General features: G+C 67.8%; 11 protein-coding genes. 5 read left to right on the top strand and 6 right to left on the bottom strand.

The window, feature by feature from the left end; translation table 11 throughout:
- Positions 1-240 precede the first annotated feature (240 nt).
- Entirely contained in the window at positions 241-3,636 is a 3,396-nt protein-coding gene (locus tag ACVWZ7_RS03800; RefSeq protein ID WP_456507032.1) for a pyruvate carboxylase, read from the top strand.
- Between the two features lie 68 nt (positions 3,637-3,704).
- Here the strand turns inward: ACVWZ7_RS03800 and ACVWZ7_RS03795 are convergent, their stop codons facing one another.
- The gene (locus ACVWZ7_RS03795; protein ID WP_456507031.1) at positions 3,705-5,525 is read right to left on the bottom strand and encodes an AMP-dependent synthetase/ligase; all 1,821 of its coding nucleotides are present in this window, start codon (positions 5,523-5,525) and stop codon (positions 3,705-3,707) included.
- A gap of 210 nt (positions 5,526-5,735) precedes the next feature.
- Between ACVWZ7_RS03795 and ACVWZ7_RS03790 the strand changes: the two genes are divergently transcribed.
- Positions 5,736-6,827, top strand: coding sequence for an ROK family glucokinase (locus ACVWZ7_RS03790; RefSeq protein WP_344362235.1), 1,092 nt, complete (start codon positions 5,736-5,738; stop codon positions 6,825-6,827).
- An 81-nt stretch (positions 6,828-6,908) separates the two neighbouring features.
- Here the strand turns inward: ACVWZ7_RS03790 and ACVWZ7_RS03785 are convergent, their stop codons facing one another.
- From ACVWZ7_RS03785 to ACVWZ7_RS03775, 3 genes are read right to left on the bottom strand one after another with little or no spacing between them, the layout of a single operon-like run.
- Entirely contained in the window at positions 6,909-7,715 is an 807-nt protein-coding gene (locus ACVWZ7_RS03785; RefSeq protein WP_456507030.1) for a hypothetical protein, read from the bottom strand.
- On the bottom strand, positions 7,708-8,511 hold the full coding sequence (locus ACVWZ7_RS03780) for an alpha/beta hydrolase (RefSeq protein WP_344362230.1): 804 nt from the start codon (positions 8,509-8,511) through the stop codon (positions 7,708-7,710). The genes ACVWZ7_RS03785 and ACVWZ7_RS03780 overlap by 8 nt, the downstream gene beginning before the upstream one ends.
- On the bottom strand, positions 8,508-9,308 hold the full coding sequence (locus tag ACVWZ7_RS03775; protein WP_456507029.1) for an alpha/beta hydrolase: 801 nt from the start codon (positions 9,306-9,308) through the stop codon (positions 8,508-8,510). The genes ACVWZ7_RS03780 and ACVWZ7_RS03775 overlap by 4 nt, the downstream gene beginning before the upstream one ends.
- A gap of 113 nt (positions 9,309-9,421) precedes the next feature.
- Here ACVWZ7_RS03775 and ACVWZ7_RS03770 point away from each other — a divergent pair, with 113 nt between their 5' ends.
- Both ACVWZ7_RS03770 and ACVWZ7_RS03765 read left to right on the top strand, forming a co-directional pair.
- Complete coding sequence (locus ACVWZ7_RS03770) at positions 9,422-10,240, top strand: lysophospholipid acyltransferase family protein (RefSeq protein WP_456507028.1); 819 nt, start codon at positions 9,422-9,424, stop codon at positions 10,238-10,240.
- 84 nt (positions 10,241-10,324) lie between these two features.
- Positions 10,325-11,719 (top strand): class II 3-deoxy-7-phosphoheptulonate synthase, encoded by a 1,395-nt coding sequence (locus ACVWZ7_RS03765; protein ID WP_344362334.1) that lies wholly within the window; start codon positions 10,325-10,327, stop codon positions 11,717-11,719.
- 118 nt (positions 11,720-11,837) lie between these two features.
- On the opposite strand, the gene ACVWZ7_RS03760 is transcribed toward ACVWZ7_RS03765, so the two are convergent.
- Positions 11,838-14,006: a protein kinase domain-containing protein gene (locus ACVWZ7_RS03760; protein WP_456507027.1), complete on the bottom strand. Its 2,169-nt coding sequence runs from the start codon at positions 14,004-14,006 to the stop codon at positions 11,838-11,840.
- A 105-nt stretch (positions 14,007-14,111) separates the two neighbouring features.
- The gene (locus tag ACVWZ7_RS03755) at positions 14,112-15,515 is read right to left on the bottom strand and encodes a LysM peptidoglycan-binding domain-containing protein (protein WP_456507026.1); all 1,404 of its coding nucleotides are present in this window, start codon (positions 15,513-15,515) and stop codon (positions 14,112-14,114) included.
- A 421-nt stretch (positions 15,516-15,936) separates the two neighbouring features.
- Between ACVWZ7_RS03755 and ACVWZ7_RS03750 the strand changes: the two genes are divergently transcribed.
- Positions 15,937-16,290, top strand: coding sequence for an Rv2175c family DNA-binding protein (locus ACVWZ7_RS03750; protein ID WP_091255100.1), 354 nt, complete (start codon positions 15,937-15,939; stop codon positions 16,288-16,290).
- The last annotated feature ends 24 nt before the right edge of the window (positions 16,291-16,314 follow it).

Here is a 16,314-nt window from a genome sequence, read left to right as displayed (position 1 = left end):
GCCACGCACCCACTCATCATATGTTGATGCTCCGACGAAACCCGTTTCATCTGGCGACGAGGACGCAGAACCCCGCAAACCGGCCGGGGTGGGAGACAAGCCAAAAGCCGCAGGCCCTGCCCAACGCCGCGTCCGTGACGGATAATGCTGTGACGGTGGCCACAATGATTTGTGTTTGCCCGCACGGGTCTTAGACACTGTGAGCACTTACCGATACGCCCGCGATGAAGCAGGAGAAGTATGTTTTCTAAGATTCTGGTGGCCAACCGCGGGGAAATCGCGATTCGCGCTTTCCGCGCGGGCTACGAGCTGGGTGCCAAGACTGTCGCCGTGTTTCCCAACGAGGACCGTAACTCGATTCACCGCCAGAAGGCCGACGAGGCGTATCTGATCGGCGAGGAGGGGCACCCGGTCCGGGCGTACCTTGACGTTGACGAGGTGGTGCGCGTAGCCAAGGAGTCCGGTGCGGACGCCATTTACCCCGGCTACGGCTTCCTCTCCGAGAACCCGCGCCTGGCCCGGGCCGCCAAGGAGGCCGGCATCACGTTCGTCGGGCCGCCGGCGGAAGTCCTGGAACTTGCAGGCAACAAGGTGGCCGCCCTCGAGGCCGCCCGCAAGGCCGGTGTCCCCGTGCTCAAGTCGAGCCAGCCCTCGAAAGACCTGGACGAACTGATCGCCGCCGCGGATGAAATCGGCTTCCCGATCTTCGCCAAGGCCGTCGCCGGCGGTGGCGGGCGCGGCATGCGCCGCGTCGACACCCGCGACGCTCTCCCGGAGGCCCTGCAGGCCGCCATGCGCGAAGCCGATGCCGCGTTCGGCGACCCCACCATGTTTCTCGAGCAGGCCGTCCTGCGCCCCCGCCACATCGAGGTCCAGATCCTGGCCGATGCCGAGGGCAACATCATGCACCTCTTCGAGCGCGACTGTTCCATCCAGCGCCGCCACCAGAAGGTGGTTGAGATCGCGCCGGCCCCGAACCTCGACGAAGGGATCCGGCAGGCGCTGTACCGCGACGCCGTGAAGTTCGCGAAGGCACTGAACTACGTCAACGCCGGCACGGTCGAATTCCTCGTCGACACCGTCGGGGAGCGCGCCGGCCAGCACGTGTTCATCGAAATGAACCCGCGCATCCAGGTCGAGCACACGGTCACGGAGGAGGTCACCGACGTCGACCTCGTTCAGGCACAGCTGCGCATCGCCGCCGGCGAGACCCTCGCGGACCTGGGCCTCTCACAGGACACCGTCCAGCTCAAGGGCGCGGCACTGCAGTGCCGCATCACCACCGAGGACCCGGCCAACGGTTTCCGGCCTGACGTCGGCAAGATCACCGGCTACCGTTCTGCCGGCGGTGCCGGTGTCCGGCTCGACGGCGGCACCGTCTACTCGGGCGCCGAGATCAGCCCGCACTTCGACTCCATGCTGGTCAAGCTGACCTGCCGTGGCCGCGACTACCCTGCCGCCGTCGCCCGCGCCCGCCGCGCCCTTGCCGAATTCCGCATCCGCGGCGTGTCCACCAACATCTCCTTCCTGCAGGCCGTCCTGGACGATCCCGACTTCGTCGCCGGGGATGTGGCCACCTCGTTCATCGACGAAAGGCCCCAGCTGCTGAAGGCGCGGGTCTCCGCAGACCGCGGCACCAAGCTGCTGACCTGGCTCGCGGACGTCACGGTCAACAAGCCCAACGGCGAACTGACGGTCCACACGAATCCGGCGGACAAGCTTCCGGCCCTCGGTGACGCCGCAGCCCGACCGGGGTCTCGCCAGCGGCTCCTGGAGCTGGGCCCGGAAGGCTTCGCCAGGTCCCTGCGCGCCCAGGACGCCGTTGCCGTCACGGACACCACCTTCCGCGACGCGCACCAGTCCCTGCTCGCCACCCGGGTGCGCACCCGCGACCTCGTCGCGGCCGGACCGGCCGTGTCCAAGCTGCTCCCGGAGCTGTTGTCGGTCGAGGCCTGGGGCGGTGCGACCTACGACGTCGCCCTGCGCTTCCTCGGCGAAGACCCGTGGGACCGGCTCGCCGCCCTGCGCAAGGCACTGCCGAACCTCTGCCTGCAGATGCTGCTCCGCGGTCGCAACACCGTGGGCTACACGCCCTACCCGGAGGAGGTCACGGTGGCGTTCGTCAACGAGGCCGCCGCCACGGGCATCGACATCTTCCGGATCTTCGACGCCCTCAACGACGTCAACCAGATGGCCCCGGCAATCCGCGCCGTCCGCGCGACCGGCACCGCCGTCGCCGAGGTCGCCCTCTGCTACACCGCGGACATGCTGGACCCGGAGGAGACCCTCTACACCCTGGACTACTACCTGGAGCTGGCGCAGAAAATCGTCGACGCCGGGGCACACATCCTCGCGATCAAGGACATGGCCGGGCTTCTGCGCCCTGCCGCCGCGGCGCGCCTTGTGACGGCCTTGCGGGAACGGTTCGACCTCCCGGTCCACCTGCACACCCACGACACCGCAGGCGGCCAGCTGGCCACGCTGCTCGCGGCCGTGGACGCCGGCGTCGACGCCGTGGACGTGGCATCGGCCTCGCTTGCCGGCACCACCAGCCAGCCCTCGGCCTCCGCCCTCGTCGCCGCACTGGCCCACACGCCGCGCGACACCGGCCTGAGCCTGGCGAACGTGTGCGCCCTGGAGCCGTACTGGGAAGCCGTCCGCCGGGTCTACGCACCGTTCGAATCCGGCCTGCCGGGCCCCACCGGCCGGGTCTACCAGCACGAGATCCCCGGCGGGCAGTTGTCCAACCTGCGCCAGCAGGCGATGGCACTGGGCCTTGGCGAGCGTTTCGAGGCGATCGAGGACATGTACACCGCGGCGGACCGCATCCTGGGCCGCCTGGTCAAGGTGACGCCGTCCTCCAAGGTGGTGGGCGACCTCGCCCTGCACCTCGTGGGCCTCAACGCCGATCCCGCGGACTTCAACGAGAACCCGCAGAAGTACGATGTCCCGGATTCCGTGATCGGCTTCCTCTCCGGCGAACTCGGCGACCCGCCCGGCGGCTGGCCGGAGCCCTTCCGCACGAAGGCCCTGCAGGGGCGCACCGTGAAGGTCCGCGACGTCGAGCTCAGCGCCGAGGATAGCGCTGCGCTGCAGGGCGACTCCAAGACCCGACAGCGCACGCTCAACCGCCTGCTCTTCGCCGGTCCCACCAAGGACTACCTGAAGAGTGTTGAGTCCTACGGCAACCTTTCGGTGCTGGATACCCGCGACTACCTCTTCGGGCTGCAGCGCGGTGCGGAACACGAAATCGAGCTCGAGAAGGGCGTCCGGCTGATCGCCTCCCTTGAGGCCGTCTCCGAGCCCGACGAAAAGGGCATGCGCACCGTCATGTGCACGCTCAACGGCCAGTCCCGGCCCGTCGTGGTCCGCGACCGTTCCGTGGTGAGCAACGTCAAGGCCGCCGAACGCGCCGACACCACGCAGCCTGGCCAGGTGGCTGCGCCGTTCGCCGGCGCCGTCACGCTGACCGTCAAGGCCGGCGACACTGTGAAAGCCGGCGACACCGTTGCCACCATCGAGGCCATGAAGATGGAAGCCTCCATCACGACGCCGGTGGGCGGCACCGTCTCGCGCCTCGCCGTCGGCGCGGTGGAGCAGGTCCAGGGCGGAGATCTGCTGCTCGTCGTCGAATAGCGGTAACAACGAAGGGTCCTTCCGGCAGGAGCTGGAAGGACCCTTCGTTTTTGTGGCGCGGGAGCTGCCTAGGCGAGGGTGGGGCGCTTGGCGTTGTACATTTCCTCGATCACGGTCTCGAAGTCCTTGAGCACCTGGGCCCGCTTGACCTTCATGGAGGGGGTCAGATGGCCGGAGGCTTCGGTGAAGTCGGCCGGCACGATCCGGAAGGACTTGATCGCCTCGGCCTGGGACACCGACTGGTTGGCGTGGTTGATGAGCTCCTGGACCGCGGCCTTGACGGCCGGGTTCTCGGCCGCGTCAGCGAGCGAGGTCGACGCCGGGAGCCCGTGGCGCCCCAGCCAGCCGGGGAGGGCTTCCTCATCGAGCGTGACCAAGGCGCCGATGAACGGGCGGTTGTCGCCCACCACCAGCACCTGGGAGACCAGGGCGTCTGCCCGGATCTGGTCCTCCAGCAGGGCCGGGACCACGTTCTTGCCGCCGGCCGTGACGATGATTTCCTTCTTGCGCCCCGTGATGGTCAGGAACCCCTGCTCATCCAACTGGCCGATGTCCCCGGTGCGGAACCAGCCGTCGTGGAAAGCGTCGGCGGACAGGTCATCGCGCTTGTAGTAGCCGCGCATGACGCACACGCCCTTGGCGAGGATCTCGCCGTCGTCCGCGATCCTGACGGCGTTCCCCGGAATAGGAGCACCCACGGTGCCGATCTTGATCAGGTCCGGGGTGTTCACGGTGACCGGCGCGGTGGTTTCGGTCAGCCCGTAGCCTTCCAGGATCTGCAGGCCGATGCCCTGGAAGAAGTGGCCCAGGCGTTCGCCGAGCGGGCCGCCGCCGGACACCGCATGCGAGACCTGGCCGCCCATGGCGTTCCGGAGCTTGGCATACACGAGCTTGTCGAACAAGGAGTGCTTGAGCTTGAGGACAAGGCCCACCTTGCCGGCCTGCCGGGCCCGGGAGTATTCGATCGCGGTGTCCGCGGCGCGGTGGAAGATGGCGCCCTTGCCGCCGTCCTCGGCCTTGGTCAGGGCTGAGTTGTAGACCTTTTCGAAGACGCGCGGGACGGCGAGGATGAAGGTCGGCTTGTAGCTCTGCAGGTCCGGCAGCAGGTTCTTGATGTCCGGTGTGTGCGCCACCGTGACGCCCGCGGCAACCGCGAGCACGGAGATGAAGCGGGCGAAGACGTGGGCCAGTGGCAGGAACATGATGGTCCTGGCCTGCTCGTGGACGATCGTGCCCAGCGACGTGGCCAGGGCGTTCTCGGACAGTTCCACGAAGTTGCCGTGGGTCAGCTCGCAGCCTTTGGGCCGGCCCGTGGTGCCGGAGGTGTAGATGATCGTGGCGACGTCGTTCAGGGACGCCTGGCGGCGCCGCTCCTCGAGCTCGGCGTCGCTGATCCCGGTACCGGCGGCACGGACCTCGTCCAGGCCGTCGCCCTCGAGCTGCCAGACGTGCTGCAGGGAGGCAAGGCCTTCGGAGGTGGCCGCCTGCCGGATGATGTCTTCGTGGTGCGCGGATTCGCCGAAAGCGGCCACGGCACCGGAGTCGCCGAGGTTCCAGGCCACCTGTGAGGGGGAAGAGGTCTCGTAGATCGGGACGGAGACGGCGCCGGCGAACCAGATGGCGAAGTCGATCAGGGCCCATTCGTAGCGGGTGCGGGACATGATGCCCACCCGGTCGCCGGCAGCCACGCCGCTGGCCATGAGGCCCTTGGCGAGGGCTGAGACGTCGGCCAGGAAATCCGTGGCGCGGACATCGCGCCACTGGCCCGCTGCGTCGAGCCGCGAGAACAGCGCAGGGTTCGAGGCCTTGGCCGCCTGGCGTACCACGAGTTCGGTGACGTTGGTGTCCGGATCGACGTTCACCAGGGGCGGGACAATGATTTCTCGCACGACAGCTCCTTTGGTATCCATAGGCCCGCAACGGGTAGGCCTAAGCCTAGTATGCGGTCCCGCGAAGGTGTGTTCTGCGACACCTACTGGCGAGTAACTTTACGGTCGGGCCCGTCATTCCGCCAGTCAGGAGCGTCGGGGAGACCGGAGCCGGGGTGGGGCGCCCGGCCTCCGAGGCTGCGCCGGCGCCGGCGAATAGAATGGGGAATCATGCAGACACCAACACCCGGCCGGCAGCCCGGCCTGCGCCGCCGGACCGCCTCCTGGCGCAGCAAGGCCCTGGCCGGAGCGGCGGCCACTGCGGCCACCCACGACTTCCGTTCGCAGCTGCGGCTGGGCCGCAAGGGCCTGGCAATCGGCGTCGACATCGGAGGCACCAAGGTTGCTGCCGGCGTCGTCGATGCCGAGGGCCGGATCCTCAGCCAGGCGAAACGCTCCACCCCGGGCAACGACCCGCGCGCGGTGGAACAGGTCATTGTCGAACTTGTCGAAGAACTCGGCGCCGGGCACCGGATCTGGTCGGTCGGAATCGGCGCCGCCGGCTGGATGGACCTCGACGGCGCGACGGTTCTCTTCAGTCCGCACCTGGCCTGGCGCAACGAACCACTGCGAGACAACCTGCAGCGGCTGCTGCGGCGTCCCGTCCTGCTGACCAACGACGCCGACGCCGCCGCCTGGGCGGAATGGCGCTTCGGCGCCGGTCAGGGGCAGAACCGGCTGGTCTGCATCACCCTGGGCACCGGGATCGGCGGTGCCATGGTGATGGACGGGCGGCTCGAACGCGGCCGGTTCGGTGTGGCGGGGGAGTTCGGCCACCAGATCATCATGCCGGGCGGCCACCGCTGCGAGTGCGGCAACCGGGGCTGCTGGGAGCAATACGCCTCAGGCAATGCGCTGGGCCGCGAGGCACGGGAGCTGGCCGCCGCGAATTCACCGGTTGCCCAGGAGTTGCTCAAGGCCGTGGACGGGGACGTCTCACGCATCACGGGCGCGATCGTCACGGAGCTGGCCAAGGCCGGCGATCCGACGTCGCGCGAACTCATCGAGGACGTCGGGGAGTGGCTGGGCCTGGGCCTGGCAAACCTTGCCGCGGCCCTGGATCCCGGAAAATTCGTGATCGGCGGAGGACTGTGCGACGCCGGTGAGCTCCTCGTCGGCCCAGCCCGGAAGGCCTTCGCACGGAACCTCACGGGCCGCGGTTTCCGACCCGCCGCGGAGATCGACCTCGCGGCCCTCGGACCCAACGCCGGCCTCATCGGCGCCGCGGACCTCTCCAGGGTCAGCAGCCGGATGCACACCTAACGCAGTGAAGGCAGCGGCAGTGAAGGCAGCGGCAGTGAAAGCATCGGCAGTGAAGGCACCGGCGATAACTGACCGCGCAGGCTAGACGCGCGCCCCGTCGTCGTGTTCGTCCTTTTCGCCCGGCAGCTTCATGATCAGGAACACCACCGAGGCCGCGAATGCGACCACCATGCCAAGGATCGCCAGCATCGGGGCCGAACGCCAGAACATCGCCGAGAGCACGAGCGCAATCGGGCCGCCCACGGCGCCAAGCCACGCCAGGACCGTCATCGGATCAGACCCGGCCAGGCTGGGCGGCTCCTCGGGGACAAACGCGCCGTCGTCGTCCTCGGGCTCATAGTCGCGGGGGCCGGACGCGGCCTCCGGCACCTCGATGCCGCCCGTCGGCTGGCCGGGGGCAGGCGCGAGCCGTTCCGCGGCGGAGAGCTCGATCGGCGCGGTGCCGGCGAGGCCCAGCGGGTCAAAATCACGGAAGGTCCTGGCCCCGGTGCCGGGGCTGCCGCCGGTGCCGTCCGTTCCGCCGGAGGACGGTCCGCCGCCGTCATGCGTGTCGCCTCCGAGGCTCTCGGGCCCGCCTTCCCCGACCCCTTCAAGCCGGGCGACGAGGTCCAGCCACACGGCGTCGTCGTCGGCGGACAGTGCGCCTGCGGCGGGGGAGCCCGGCGACTCTGGGGGCTGGGACACATGGGCATCGGACCCGTGCGGCGGCAGGGGACCGGCGGAATGGGCGCCCGCGGGGTCACGTTCGCCCGCTGCACCACTTGAACCCGATACACCGCCTTCCTTCGAAGCTCGACCGCCGGGGGAACCGGGGTCTGCAGGGTCCGGAGCAGGGGTCTCGGGGTCTGGGGTCTCCGGGTCCGGCATACCGGGGTCCGGTTTAGTCATTGGCCGTGTCCTTCCGGCTGGCGCGGGCGGCGTCCGGACCGGCCGGGGGTGTCACGGACCGGACGAACTCGGCCGTGCCACGGAAGATCTCGGGCGCGTCGTTGTCCATGGTGGCCACGTGGTAGCTGTTTTCCAGCCGGATAACCTCAAGCTGGGCGTTGGTCAGTCCATGGCGCAGGGCGGCCATGCTGGATTCGGACACCACATGGTCCACCGTGGAACGGTAAACCCGGACGGGAGCGGTGATGCGCGGCAGCAGTCGCACGGTGTCCTTGAACATCTTGTTGAGCTCGTGCGCGGCGGCCACCGGCGTCCGCGGGTACGCGCCTTCATCGGTGTCCGGTTTGAGGATGTCGTTGGCGATTGCCGGGGTGCTCTTGAGGACGTATTTCAAGACGCCGGCCAGCGGGGCTCGCGGGTCATCGATGACCAGGCCGGGATTGACTGCTACAACTCCTGCCACGGGGCGTGTGGCGGCAATCCGCAGCGCCAGCGCGCCACCCATGGACAGTCCCGCCACGACCACGACGTCGCATTCCTCCGCCAGCTCGAGGTAGGCGGCGTCCAGGGCCGCGTGCCAGTCCTGCCAACGGGTCCGGGCCAGCTCCTGCCAGCTCGTTCCGTGCCCCGGCAGCAGCGGCATCCGGACTGCGAATCCGGCACCTGCCAAAGACAGCGCCCACTCCCGCACGCTGTGCGGGCTGCCGGTGAAGCCGTGGGACACCACGACGCCGGTCCGGGGGCCGGCTCCAGTGAACGGGCTGCTGAACGGCGAGTGGTCCGGGAGGATGCTCATGGGGTCTCCGAGGGGGCGGTGGGCGGCGTGGTGGAACGGGCGTGCAGAAGAAAGAATCGGACTGATTCTTCAAAGATTAGCGGCGCATCGGCGTCCAGGGTCGCAACATGCCCGCTGTGCGGGAGGCGGACGACCCTGAGGTCCCGGGACCCCAGGCGCCTGCGCAGCAGTTCCAAGGACGACGGCGGGACGACGGCGTCGGTGTCGGACTTGAAGACCAAGGTCGGTGCCTGGACGGACGGCAAGTCCCGGAACGTCGCGGAGAAAAGCCGGCGGAGTTGGTGGACCGCCGCCAGCGGCGTCAGGGAGTAGTCGCCGTCGTCGGTGGTGGATGCCGTGGGATTCTCCTCCTGGATCGGCGTCGTGGTCCGCTGGAAGTACTTGAGCAGTCCGACAATCCTGACCCTGCGGTCGTAGAAGCTCAGGCCGGGGTTGACCGCCGCCACACCGGCGACGCTGTGGCGGGCCGCCGTGCGCAGGGCGATGGTGCCGCCCATGGACAGCCCGGCGACGTAGCAGTCACCGGTTCGGGCGGCCAGGTCCAGGTAGGCGGTTTCGAAGCTCGTGTACCAGTCCTGCCAGCCCTTCCGGGCGAGGTCCCGCCAGTGGGTGCCGTGGCCAGGCAGCAGCGGGACCGAGACCGCGAACCCCTGGGCGGCGAGGTGCCGGGCCCAAGGCAAGACGCTGAGGGGGCTTCCGGTGAACCCATGGCAGATGGCCACGCCGATCCGGGCGTTGGGGCCGTGGCCGGGGTAGCTGAAAGCGGCTGGCGCCGTGGACGTGCTGCTTTCGCTCATGAGCCCATCGTGTCACCCTTGGCGACAAAACTCACTAGAGTAAGGTGTCCATTGAAGTCCTGGCCGAACCGGATTCGGGAGGCCCGCCAGACGCCTTCCGGAGAGGTTACCGAGTGTTTTATTGGTTCATGAAGACGTTTGTCCTGGGACCGGTGTTGAAGCTGCTGTTCCGGCCCTGGGTCAAGGGCCTCGACAACGTCCCGGCCGAGGGCGCCGCGATCCTGGCCTCGAACCACCTCTCGTTCTCCGACTCCATCTTCATGCCGGTCATGGTGCCGCGGCCGGTAGTGTTCCTCGCGAAATCCGAATACTTCACCGGCACCGGGATCAAGGGCAGGCTCACCGCGGCCTTCTTCCGGCTCACCAACCAGCTCCCTATGGACCGGTCCGGGGGCGTCGCATCCGCGCAGTCCCTGGATGCCGGCATGGACGTGCTCAAGAACGGCTCGCTCCTGGGCATCTATCCCGAGGGGACGCGGAGCCCCGACGCGCGGCTGTACCGCGGCAAAGTGGGCGTTGCCCGCCTCGCGCTGCAAGCCCGGGTCCCGGTAATTCCGGTGGCGATGATCGGAACAGACAAAGTCCAGCCGATCGGCAAGCGCGTGCCCAACATCCGCCGTATCGGCATGATCTTCGGCGAACCGCTCGACTTCAGCCGCTACTACGGGATGGAAGATGACCGGCTGATCCAGCGCTCGGTGACCGACGAGATCATGTATGAACTCATGCGGCTGTCCGGCCAGGAATACGTGGACGAGTACGCCGCCGTCGTGAAACTCCGTATGGCGGGCAAAGCGCACGACGTGGTCCCGGACCCAGCGCCAGGCAAGGGCCAGGCGGCAGCCTCAGAATCAGTGCAGGAATCATCCCCTGACGACGTCGAGCCGACGGTGGCAGGCGAGGACGGTCCGGAGGTTCCCGGGGGTTCCTGAATCCCCTCCGGTTGCCATATGACGGAAACCGGGCTGTCAATGACAGGCGGGACCGCCGAACAGCCACGGGACAACTATCCTTAGATAGTGACCGAGCTATCTGAGAAACCAGTTTCCCCGCTGACCAGCACCGCCCAGAGCGGAGCCGCCAACTATCCCGGACTGGACAACTGGCGGGAACTCCCGGCCTCGCAACAGCCCACGTGGTCGGACCCGGCTGTCTTCGAAGCGTCCGTCAAGGAACTTTCCGTCCTCCCGCCCCTCGTGTTCGCGGGCGAAGTGGACATCCTTCGCGAACGCCTCGCTGCCGCCGCGCAGGGCAAGGCGTTCCTGCTCCAGGGCGGCGACTGCGCCGAGACCTTCGAAGCGGCGACGGCGGACAAGATCAGTGCCCGCGTCCGGACCATCCTCCAGATGGCCGTTGTCCTCACGTACGGTGCGGCCATGCCGGTCATCAAGATGGGCCGCATGGCGGGCCAGTTCGCCAAGCCCCGCTCCTCCAACGACGAAACACGCGACGGCGTCACCCTGCCGGCCTACCGTGGCGACATCGTCAACGGCTACGACTTCACCCCTGAGTCCCGCGCGCATGATGCCAGCCGGATGCTCAAGGCGTACCACACCTCCGCCTCCACCCTGAACCTGATCCGTGCGTTCACGCAGGGCGGCTTCGCGGACCTGCGCCTGGTGCACCAGTGGAACAAGGGCTTCACCGAAAATCCGGCGCACGCCCGTTACGAGTCGCTGGCCCGGGACATCGACCGTGCCATCAAGTTCATGGCCTCCTGCGGCGCCGACTTCGAGGCACTCAAGCGCGTGGAGTTCTACGCGAGCCACGAGGCCCTCCTGCTGGACTACGAGCGCGCCCTGACCCGCATCGATTCGCGTACCGGGCTGCCCTACGACACCTCGGCGCACTTCCTGTGGATCGGGGAGCGCACCCGCGAACTGGACCACGCGCACGTCGACTTCCTCTCCCGCGTCCGCAACCCCATCGGTGTGAAGCTCGGCCCGTCGACCACCGGCGACGATGCCCTGCGCCTGATCGACAAGCTGGACCCGGAGCGGGAGCCTGGCCGGCTCACCTTCATCACCCGCATGGGCGCCGGCAACATCCGCGAGAAACTGCCGCCGATCGTCGAGCGCGTCACCGCGTCCGGCGCACAGGTCCTGTGGGTCACCGACCCCATGCACGGCAACACGGTCACCTCGCCCAACGGCTACAAGACCCGCAATTTCGACGACGTCATCGACGAAGTCCGCGGATTCTTCGAGGTCCACCACGCGCTCGGCACCGTTCCCGGCGGCCTGCACGTGGAGATGACGGGCGACGACGTCGCCGAATGCCTTGGCGGGGCCGACCCGATCGACCAGGAAGCCTTCCTGGACCGCTACGAATCGGTCTGCGATCCGCGCCTGAACCACATGCAGTCGCTCGAAATGGCGTTCCTCGTGGCCGGTGCGCTCTCCAAGCGCTGACCCGCTGCACTGTCTGAAGTCCTGACAAAGAACTGAAGTCCTGTCACAAAAGCTCCGCCCGGCTGGTCCAGCCGGGCGGAGCTTTTTTGTGTGTGGGGCGGCGCTAGTCTCCGCCGAGCTAAGTTACGGTGATCGTGATGAGTGAGCCTTCTGGCTGCTGGCCGGTCTTGTCCTGGCCCGCGACCAGCCCCAGTACCGATGCGCCGAAGGCGTACGTGACTTTCACGTCGAATCCCGCATCCTTGAGAGCTTGGACTGCCTCGGCTTCAGGCTTGCGGAAGACACTCGGTACCTGGACGAGCTTCGGTCCCTTGGAAATCGTCAGCGTCACGGATCCGCCCTTGGTCAGGTTGCCGGAGGCAGGGTCCTGGGCCACCACCGCCCCCTTCGGGACGGTCCGGTCATTGACCGGATCCGGGGCCACGACGGCCTTCAGCCCGGCGGCTTCGAGGGCCTTCACAGCGGCACCCTGCTCCTGGCCGCGGACATCCGGAACCGGAATGGGCTGCGGTCCCTTGGAGACCGTCAGGCCCACCTGAGTCCCGTGCCTGACGGGATTGCCGCTGCGCGGCGCCTGGGCCAGGACAGTCCCGGCCGGCGCCGTCTCATCGAACGTCTCGGTGATCGGACCCAAGGCCATTTCGGCGCCGTTGAGGGCGGTCTTGGCGTCGTCCAGGGTCTTCCCCGTGAGGTCCGGCAGCGGGAACAGCTCCGGGCCCTTGGACACGGCAAGTGACACTGGCTGGAATTTCCGGATGACCTCGCCTGCCTTCGGCTCGGAGCCGACCACCAGGCCCGGCGAGACGTTGTCGTCGAACACGTCCTTGACGGTGGATTGGAACCCGGCCGTGCGGAGCAGGTCCTGGGCCTCCGCCACAGTCTTGTTGGCCACCGGGGGAATCGTTCCGGGCGATCCGGGGCCCATGCCGAAGAACCAGCCGGCGACGGCGGCGAGGAGCGCCGCGACCACAAGGAGGACAATCCAGACCAGCCCGCGGCGTCGCCGGTTTCCCTCATGCAGGGTCTTGGTGGGCGTGGCCGCGGCGCGCTGGCGCGCCTTTTCCTCGTCCCGGTCCAGTTTGCGCTGGGCGCGCTTGCTGGTGGCGGTGCCGACGTCGCCGGGTTCGTCGTACCCTGCGGCGCCCTGATAAGCCCCGTCTTCCGGAGTGGACGAGTCTTCCGGGGTGGACAACGGCCCGTAGGCGGGACGCCTCGGTCCGTTCGTCATCACGGTGGTCGGGTTGCCGCCGCGGGAGATCATCTCCGTGGGCTGCTGGAGGCCGCCGTACACCTCGGTGGGCATGTCGTTGGGGGGCCTCACGTAGGCAGTGTCCTGCACGGCCGACGCCGGTACGGCACCGGCTGGCGGGCGGCTCGGCGGGGCGGCGACGGCCGGCAGCGGGCGGTGGACGGCCGCCGGCGGTTGGAGGTCGAGTTCGGCGTCGCTGAGGTTGGTCCTAATGTGCCGGAGTTCGGACAACAGCGCGTTCCCGTCGACGGGGCGCTTGTCCGGGTCCCGGTCCGTGCACCACTGGACGAGTTCGTCGATCTCTGCGGCCAGCCCCGGCACCTGAACGGACGGTGCCTCCACGGTGGAATTGACGTGCTGGTAGGCGACCTGGATGGGCACCTCGCCGTCGAACGGCTGCCGGCCGGTGACCATTTCGTAGAGCATGATCCCGACGGAGTAGATATCGCTGCGGGCGTCCGCCTGCTTGCCCAGCACGAGCTCGGGGGAGAGGTAGGCGACAGTCCCGATCAAGGCGCCGGTGCTGGTGGACGTCGAAATGGCGCGTGCCAGGCCGAAGTCGCCGAGCTTGATCCGCCCGTCGTCGGCGATCAGGACGTTTTCCGGCTTGATGTCGCGGTGGATCATGCCGGCGGCGTGCGCCGCGCCCAGCCCCTCGACCACAGGGTCGATCAGCGCCAGGGCCAGCCGCGGTGAGAGGGCGCCCTTCTCGTTGAGGACGTCCCGCAGGGTGTGGCCCTTGATGTACTCCATGACGAGGTAGGCAAGGGGGCCGTCTTCGCCCTGGTCCAGGACGCCCACCACGTGGGGATGGGAGAGCCGGGCTGCGGCTTTGGCTTCGCGTCCCAGCCGATCCAGGAACTGCGGATCGTCGGCCAGGTGGGGATGGAGCACCTTCAGGGCGACATCGCGCTCGAGGCGCTGGTCCGTGGCGAGGTACACGGTGGACATCCCGCCGCGGGCAAGCTTGGATTGAACCCGGTAGCGATTGTCCACCAGGTTCCCGACGAGAGCGTCCGACACGTATTCCTGCACCATACAATCCTAGTCGGTGGACAGAAACGGGCCCGGACCAACATGCGATCCGGGCCCGTAGCGAAGAGGTCCGCCGTGCGGGAGCCTGTATTTAGCGGAACCCTGTATTTAGCTGAACAGCGTCCGGTTGGCGTTGATGGCGGCGACATAGGCCTTGGTGTCCTCGTACATGCCGTTCTGGCTGACCGAGTACTGGCCCTGGTAGTAACCGGCGATCGCATTGTCCAGATCAGAGCTGGTGCGCACCAGCTGACGGATGATCGCAACGCCTGCCGTGGCGTTGTCGTACGGATCCAGCAGGTTCAGCTTGCGGCCCACCAGCTCCGAGGCCCACTCGCCCGAGGACGGGATGACCTGCATGGTGCCGATCGCGTTGGCCGGGGACACTGCGCGCTGGTTGAAGCCTGATTCCTGGTACGCAAAGGCGAGGGCCAGGCTGGCGTCGACGCCCATACGCCGTGCCGTGTCCGCCACGATCGACTTCATCTGTTCGCGGGTGGGGACGGGGGAAGCGTTGAGCAGCGCCTTGTTCTGGTTGGCCGAGCTGACCACCGCAGCCGGGTAGGTGAACCCGAGGAACGTGCTGGGCACGAGCGGCGTCGTTGCGGCAGGCTGGGTCGCGGCAGGCGTCGTCGAGGCCGGGGAGAGGGTGGACGCGCCCGGGATGACAAGCTTCTGGCCCGGGTAGATAATGCTCGACATCGTCAGCCGGTTGGCGGACAGGACGTCGGAGAGCCGGACGCCGTTGCGAGCCGCGATGCCGGAGAGGGTGTCGCCGGACTTGATGGTGTAGGAACCGGAGCTGGCCGGCGCCGTTGCGGGCTTCGACGGGGCTGCCGGGGCCGGTGCCGCGGGAGCGGACGGCGCCTGCGTGCTGGAACCGCCGCCAACCTTGACCTTCTGGCCGGGATAGATGACGGAGCCCATACCGAGCCCGTTCCACTTGAAGACCTCGGACAGCCCAACGCCGTGGCGGGCGGCGATGGCGCTCAGGGTGTCGCCGGACTTCACGACGTAGACGCTGGCCTGGGCCGACGTCACTGAGGCGGAAGCGGCCGGCTTTGAAGCGGTCGGTGTGGCTGCCGTGGACCCCGTGAGCTTGATCTTCTGCCCGGGGTAAATGATGGTGTTGGCCTGCAGATTGTTCAGCTTGAGCACGGCGTAGGTGTCCAGGCCGTAGCGGCCGGCAACGGCGCTGATGGTGTCGCCGCGGGCGATCGTGTACTGGGCGGGAACCGCCGACTGCGCCGGCCGCAGGGCGCTGGGCAGCGTGACCGGCACGGAAGCGGCGGGAATCACTGCCGCCTTGAGGGACGTGGCCACCTCAGCTTTCGCCTGTGCACGCATGGCGGCCGCGAGGGTTGCCGGGACCGCACGCGCACGGGGTTCGGCAGCCGCAGGCTGGGCGATCGCCAGGGAGGAAAGCACGACGGCGGGAAGCGCCGCCGTCGTCGCCGCGATCAGCGGCAGGCTGGGCCTCGGGTGGTGCTGTGGCGCACGTGAGGTTGTCATTGGAAAGATCCTCTTCTCAGCGGCAACGCTGCGGTCAGGCCGGTACAACTGGTGTTACCAGTGTGACAAAAGTTATTTCTGTTACAAATGTGATCTATGTGAATGTCTCATGAATTGGCAATTAGCACAAGAACTGTTTGATATTCCGCAAAGCGATTTTCGCCGTGTCGGCACGTCGGCCTCCGCACGCAGTTGCGTCGGACACCCAGGGGAGCCCCTTGTCAGTCCCTTATACGGATCCTGTTGGTGCTGCGGGAGCGCCCGGGCAGTCCGGCGGAGTTCCGGAGAGTCCCGGAGAGTCCCGGCGGGACTTCGGGTGGAGCGGAGCAGCATTCCCGGCGTGGCCGGTTGGCTATGACGGGCTGGCATTTACCCGGACCCCGACTAGGCGGCGGGGCCCCCGCCGTGGCAATCTTTATCCGTGAGTAATGTAGAAAGCCTCGTGGGCGAATGGCTGCCCCTGCCCGATGTCGCACAGCTTCTGAACGTATCTATTACCAAGGTCCATGCACTTCTGGACGAGCGTGCGCTGGCGGCCGTGAGAATCGGCGACCGGCGCATCCGGTCCGTACCGGCGGCTTTCATCCAGGACGGCCACGCAGTGGAGAGCCTGAAGGGCACCATCGTTGTCCTCTCGGACGCCGGATACTCGGACGAGGAACTGATCAGCTGGCTCTTCACTCCGGACGAATCCCTGCGGGGCCGGCCGATCGATGCCCTCCGTGAAGGCCGCAAGACAGAAATCCGCCGCCGGGCACAGTCCCTGGCCTGGTAGGAGCACCCTGGCAGTCATGAACTG

It is taken from the genome of Arthrobacter sp. TE12232, assembly GCF_054062615.1.
Note: the sequence above shows the minus strand (reverse complement) of the source record. Positions and strands in the feature narration are given on the sequence as shown.